At 58.2% G+C, this 7096-nt stretch carries 1 protein-coding gene; it reads right to left on the reverse strand.

Annotated elements, in window-relative coordinates; all coding sequences use genetic code 11:
• On the reverse strand, nucleotides 1-7096 hold a 7096-nt coding region (locus BAZ21_RS27180; RefSeq protein WP_141695048.1), incomplete at both ends, for a non-ribosomal peptide synthetase.

Raw genomic sequence — 7096 nt, forward strand, 5'->3', positions numbered from 1 at the left:
AGCATCCGTCAGCTTGCCGGAGACAATCGGCGCATTCGCCCGCTCCTCGCTGTACGACGCTTCGTCGTCCAGGTACAGCACCGCCGCCAGCGCCAGCTCCTCTTCGCCGAGCCAGGCTTCGGCGCGCTCTCGCAGCGGCGTTTGCGTCAGCAGCACCTTCGCTCCGCTGTCTTCGAGCATGAACCGCACGCGGTCTGCCGGATAATCCGGGTCAAGCGGCACATACGCCCCGCCCGCTTTCCAGACGGCCAGCACGGCCACCAGCAAGTCCACCGAACGCTCGGCGAGAATACCGACAATTGACTCCCGGCCGATGCCACTTGCGCGCAATGTAGCCGCCAAGCGATTCGCCCGCTCGTTCAGCTCCGCATACGTCAGCCGGTCGTTCTCGTACACGACGGCCGCCTCTTCCGGTGTGCGCTCCGCCTGTTCCTCGAACATCCGGTGGAATGCGACCGCAGGAGCCGCTTCCGGCTGCGCCGGGTTAAACGCGCCAAGAATTTGCTCTTTTTCCGCCGCCGTCAAAAGCTCCAACTGATTCACGCGCAAGTTCGGGTTAGCTGCAACCTGCTCCAGTGCCCAGGTAAAATGACTGTAGAGCTGCCTGATGTCATCCTCTCTGAACGTCAGCGCATTGTACGTAAACCGCAGCAAAATATGCTCTTCCGGAATGACAGTAATGTCCAAGTTGTAGTTCGTTTGCTCCGGCGACTGGATATTAGCGATTTTCAGCGCTTCTTTGTCTCCTCCGACGACCTGCTCAATTTGTTCTTCCATCGGATAATTTTCAAACACCATGATGTGGTTGATCAAGTCACGCTTTTGCTCACTCAGCGACTGAATTTCGAACAGCGGGAACGTTTCGTAAGCTCTCGATGCCAGCGCTTGATCCTGGGTTTTTCTCAAGATAGCGGCTACCGTCTCCTCGGCTTTGCCTTGAATACGGACGGGGATCGTATTAATAAACAGGCCGATCATGCTTTCGATACCCGGAATCTCCGCTGGACGCCCGGATACGACGGAGCCAAATACGACATCTTCGCTGTTGTTGTATACCTGCAGAACCAGTCCCCATACGGTCTGCATGAATGTATTAAGCGTCACCTGATGCTGGCGCGCCACCCGCTCGATTTGCCCGGTCAGTTCCTTGCTGAGTTCCACATCGATCTCAGCTGCTTCAAAAGCGCCCTGCTTCAGCCCTGTTTTCTCCCGAGGCAGCTTGGTCTGCTGATCGTAACCCGCCAAATACTCGGACCAGTAACGCGAAGCTTTCGCGGCATCTTGAGCTTCCAGCCATTCGATATACCGGGAGTACGAGGTAACCGGAGGAAGCTCCAGCGTCCGCTTCTCCTGGAACGCGAAGTAGGTGTCGAACACTTCCTTGATCATGAAGGACATGCACCAGCCGTCCATCAAAATGTGATGGTGACTCCAGATCACATGGTAGGACTCGTCGCCCGTGCGCAAAACGGTTACGCGCATAAGAGAGCCTCGGGCCAAATCGAACTTGTTCGCTTTATCCGCGCTGACGAAATCGGCTATCGTCTTCTCCGGGTCTTCATCGCTTACCGAGCGAATATCTTCGAAGTACACTTCACACTTCCGCTCGCGGAATACCACTTGAATCGGCTCGTCTCTCCAGCCGGTAATAAAGTTAGTCCGCAGCGCCTCATTCCGCTGCACCAGCGTATCCAATCCTTGGGTGAAGGCTTCGACATTCAGGCTTCCGTACAGATCGAAGGTCACCTGTTCGAAGTAAGCTTCCGAATCGGCATCCAGCAGGCTGTGGAACAACATCCCTTTTTGCAGCGGAGTCAGGGTGTATACATTCTCCAGTTCGCCGAGCGCCGCCGTATGTTCGGCCAGCCGCTCCAGTTCCTCCAACGTCACATCTTGAAGCAGTACGTCGCTAGGCGTAAGCTCCGGCCGCTCTTTCGATACGCAATGGCTGATGACTTCACGCAAGCTCGAATGAAGCAGGGTGCCCAGGCGCTCTACCGTTTCCCGTTTATACTGGGTTACCCCATAACGGATCGTGAGTTCCTGCACTCCTTCCGACACCATACCGTTGATATCGAGGACATAATCCATCACTGCATTCGGGCTTGAATCGGAACCCGGGCTGAACGGAGACGGCCTCGAGCCGCTGCTTTCGTAATCCTGGTCGAACTGACCCAAATAGTTAAAGCTGATCTCCGGCTCCAAAGCGAAGCGCTCGCCGTCACGCGGCGCCGACAAATAACGCAGGATGCCGTAGCCGATTCCTTTGTTCGGAATGCGGCGCAAGCTTTCTTTAACCTGTTTCACCTGATGACCGAGCGCCTGGGCGTGACCCGGCTCCAGAACGACAGGGAATTGGCTTGTAAACCAGCCTACCGTGCGCGTAATGTCCACATCCGGCAAAAGTTCTTCCCGGCCGTGGCCTTCGAGATTCACCAGCACGCGTTCCCGGCCGCTCCAAGCTTGTACCGCGAGGCCAAGCGCGGCAAGCAGCAAATCGTTCATTTCCGTATGGTAAGCACGGTGTGCCTGCTTCAGCAGCTGTTCGGTTTCCTCCGCCGTCCAGCGGACGGTCACGAGCCCGCTGTCCTTCAGCTTAGATCTGCCTTGTTCAAAATCTTTCGGAAGCGGCTCATAGGTCAATTGCTCGATATGCTGCCAATACTCTCTCTCGCTTTCCATCGCCGGACCGTTCGCATAATCAGCGAGCTGTTTCGCCCACGTTTGGAATGAATCCGTTTTGAGCGGCAGACGGATCGGCTGCCCTTGCAGCGCCTGCTCATAGCCGGCAGCAAAATCCTCAAGCAGAATCCGCCAGGATACGCCGTCTACGACCAAGTGGTGGATCGCGATCAGCAGATGATCTCCATCCGCACAGCGGAACAAGCCGAGCTTCAGCAAAGGCCCTGCCTGCAGGTCAATGCTGCGCTGAAGCTCGTTCGCCTTGGCTTCGATCGCCTGCGCGCAGTCCGTCATTCCGCGGAAATAGATCACTTCCAGGCTGTAGAGCTCGCCGTCGCTTTCCGCGATGCCCCGGTTCCATGCCGCATACCCGCTCTCGGTCCGGCGGAAGACGAGGCGCAGCGCATCGTGATGCTCGGCCAGCTTCCGCACGGCCTGACGAAGCGCCGCTTCGTCGTAGCCTTCCTCCCGGTACAGCATCACCGCCTGGTTAAAGTGGTGCGGCTCGGCGAACGACTGCTCGAAGAACCAGCGCTGAATCGGCGTCAGCCGCGTCTCTCCCGTAGCTGCCCCCTGATCGGCGCGTCTTAAGACCGGCTGGAGATACGGGCTTAATTCCGCTACGGTCGGATATTTGAACAAATGCTTGATTTCCAGCTTGTACCCGGCCTGATATAGCCTGGACGACACCTGGATCGATTTAATCGAATCCCCGCCGAGCTCGAAGAAATTGTCCATCACGCCGATCGGACGACCCGTTCCCAGCACCTTTTGCCACACCGCAACCAACGTCTGCTCCGCCGGCGTCCGGGGCGCCACATATTCCGTTCCCACGAGCACACTGCTTTCCGGTGCGGGCAGCGCCTTACGGTCGAGCTTCCCGCTGTGTGTGAGGGGCATCCGCTCCAGCTGCACGAAGTAGGACGGAATCATGTACGTGGGCAGATCCTCCGCCAGCGCGCTTCGCAGCTCGCTCGCCGCAAGCGGCTTGTCCGCCACGAAGTACGCGCAGAGGTGCTTCTGACCGGCTTCGTCCTCTCTGGCGATGACAACCGCCTCTTGGACGGACGCCACTTTCAGGACCTGCGCCTCCACCTCGCCGAGCTCGATCCGGTACCCGCGGATTTTCACCTGATGGTCGATCCGGCCCATATACTCGATGTTGCCGTCCGGCAGCCATCTGGCCAGATCGCCCGTCCGGTACATCCGCCCGCCCGGCGTAAACGGACACTCTACGAATTTCTCCACGGTCAGCTCGGGACGGTTCAAGTAGCCTCTAGCCAGGCCTTCGCCCGCGATGCACAGCTCGCCCGGCACGCCGATCGGCTGCAGCGCTGTCGTCCCTTCCTTGACAATATGCAGCCGGATGTTCGAGATCGGCTTGCCGATCGGCACCGATACATGCGTCTCTTCCGGTCCGCAATCGTAGTACGAGACATCGACCGTCGCTTCCGTAGGCCCATAAAGGTTGATCAGCTGCGCTTGATTCACGGATGACGCAATCCACTGCCAGAACCGGCTCACATGCGACGTCGCCAGCGCTTCCCCGCTTGCAAACACCCGTTTCAGCGAAGACAGCTTGTTCCCCAGATCTTCGCTCGGCTGACGCTCGACATATTCGAGGAAGGCGTGCAGCATCGACGGCACGAAGTGCATCGTGGTGACGGCTTGCCGTTCGATCGTGTCCAGAATCGTCTCGGGATTCTTCTCTCCGCCCGGCGGCAGCAAGCAAACTTTGGCCCCCGTCCAAGCCCACCAAAACAGCTCCCACACGGAAACGTCGAAGGTGATCGCCGTCTTTTGCAGAATCGTATCCCTGGAGTCGATCGGGTAAGCATTCTGCATCCACAGCAGCCGGTTGATCACCGGACGGTGCTCCACCATGACGCCCTTGGGCTTGCCAGTCGAGCCCGATGTGTAAATGACGTAGGCCAAGTGCTCCGGTCCGCTCGCCGGCTCCAGGTTCGAGCCGTCTTCGTCATACGCGGATGGATCGTTCAGATCGACGAGCGATAGACCGCCAAGCGGCTCAGTCCCGGCAAATGACGCGCTTTCCCTCAAATGGCTCTGAATCAGCAGCAGCCTAGCGCCCGAATCTTCGAGCATGTAGCGGATGCGCTCCTGCGGGAATTGCGGGTCGATCGGCACGTAGGCGCCCCCGGCCTTCAAGATCGCATAGATGCCGACGATCATCTCCAGCGAGCGCTCGGCCATGATCGCGATCGGCTGATCGGCCTGCACGCCAGGGGCACGCAAGGATCGCGCCAGCCGGTTCGCCCGCTCGTTCAGCTCCCGGTAAGTCAGGCGGCTGTCCTCATAGACGACGGCCACCTGCTCCGGCGTTCGCTCTGCCTGCTCCTCGAACAGCTCGTGGATCGTTCTCTCTCTCCACGACTCATCCGCTTCCAAACCTGTACCCTCTGCGGCGGGTTGCTTCGCCAGAGCCGAAGACGACACGTCAAACCCGACCAGCAAATCATGCTTTTCGCTGTCCGTCAAGATATCCAAATCCGAAATCCGCGCACCCGGCTGAGCCAGGATCGACGCCAAAAGCTGCTCGTAATGACCCGCCAGCCGTACCATCGTTTCCTGTCTAAACAACGAGGTAGCGTACTCGATCTTGCAAACCAGCTCGTTATCGGCTTCCACGATATCAAAGCTAAGATCAAACTTTGCCGTCTTTTCCTCGATGTCGAACAGCGACCATTGCAAGCCTTCCAGGGTTAAATCCAAGCTTTCGTGCTTTTGCAAAGAAAACATGGTGTCAAACAGAGGATTCCGGCTTAAATCCCGGCTCACCTGAAGAGCTTCCACCAGCTCCTCGAACGGATAGTCCTGGTGCTCGTAGGCTCCAAGCGTCGTTTCCTTCACTTCCTGCAAGTAATCCAGGAACGTCCGCTCCGCCGCCGGACCCAAGCGAAGGGCCAGCGTATTGACGAACATGCCGATAATCGGCTGCAGGTCGGCGTGAGAACGGGCGGCAATCGGAGTGCCGACCACTATATCTTCCTGTCCCGCGTATTTATGAAGCAATACGGAGTACGCAGCCAGCAGAAGCATGTACAGCGTCGCCCCCGAATCGCCGGCAAGCCGTTTGAGAGCTTCGCTTTTCTCCGCATCCAGCGTAAACGTGAGCGTTTGACCGTCAAACTGCTGGACGGCCGGGCGGGAGAAGTCGAGAGGCAGCTCAAGAACCGGAAGCTCGGAGCTGAATACCCCGCGCCAGTATTCCTCCTGCCGTTTGATGCGCTGGCGCTGCTCCTCGGATTGCTGCCAAACGGCGTAATCCTTGTATTGAATCCGCAGCTCCGGCAATTCTTCCCCATTGTAAAGCCGCACGAATTCGCGCAGCAGCACGTCCATGGAAAGGCCGTCGGAACCAATATGATGAATATCCAGCGCGAGCAGGAATTTCTCTTTCTCCAGTTCGATCAGCAGGGCGCGCAGCAAAGGCGGCTGGGTCAAGTCAAAAGGCTGAATAAATCCTTCAAGAATGGCCGCAACCTGATCTTCGCTTGCTTGAAGCTTCTCGACCTTGAAAGCTACGAGCGGATGAATACGCTGAACCGGCTCCCCATTCACGATTTCAAAACCGGTGCGCAGCATATCGTGCCGGGCCACCAAAGTAGTCAGCGCCTTTTCCACTTTGGCCTCGTTCAAAGCCCCTCCCAATTGCAAGGCGCTTGGGAGGTTGTAATTCAGCTCCGAGCCATCCAGCTGGTGCAGGACGTACAGCCTTTTTTGCGCGGAGGAAACCGGATAGTACGCTTTCTCTTCCGCTTTCGGAATCGAGCTGTGCCGCGTTTCTTCCAAGCTGGCAATAGCCCCGGCCATCGACTCTACCGTCGTATAGCGGAACACATCGCGCAGCGGAAGTTCGACGTTCATTTCCTTCTGAATCTTGCTGACAAGGTTCGTCGCCCGCAAGGAGTGGCCTCCGAGCTCGAAGAAATTGTCCAGGACTCCAATGCCGGAGTAGCCCAGCACTTCCTCCCAGATCTTCACAAGCTGGGACTCCGGCCGGTTACGCGGCGCTACGTATTCGACGCCCGTTTGTATGCCGCCTTGCGGCTCCGGCAGCGCTTTGCGGTCCACTTTGCCGTTGGTCGTCAGCGGCATGCGCTCCAACTGCACGAAGTACGACGGGATCATGTACCCCGGCATTCCCTCGGCCAGCGAGGTTCTCATTTCGCTGACCGTCAGCGTTCGGTCCGCCACAAAGTAGGCGACAAGCGCCTTCTCGCCCCCGCCGTCCTGACGGGCGAGCACCACCGCTTCTTCCACGCCCTCGACGTTCAGAAGCTGCGTCTCGATTTCGTCCAGCTCGATCCGGTACCCGCGGATTTTGACCTGGTGGTCGATCCGGCCCAGGTATTCGATGTTGCCGTCCGGCAGCCAAGCCGCCAAGTCGCCC

It is taken from the genome of Paenibacillus kribbensis, assembly GCF_001705305.1.
GTDB lineage: Bacteria > Bacillota > Bacilli > Paenibacillales > Paenibacillaceae > Paenibacillus > Paenibacillus kribbensis_B.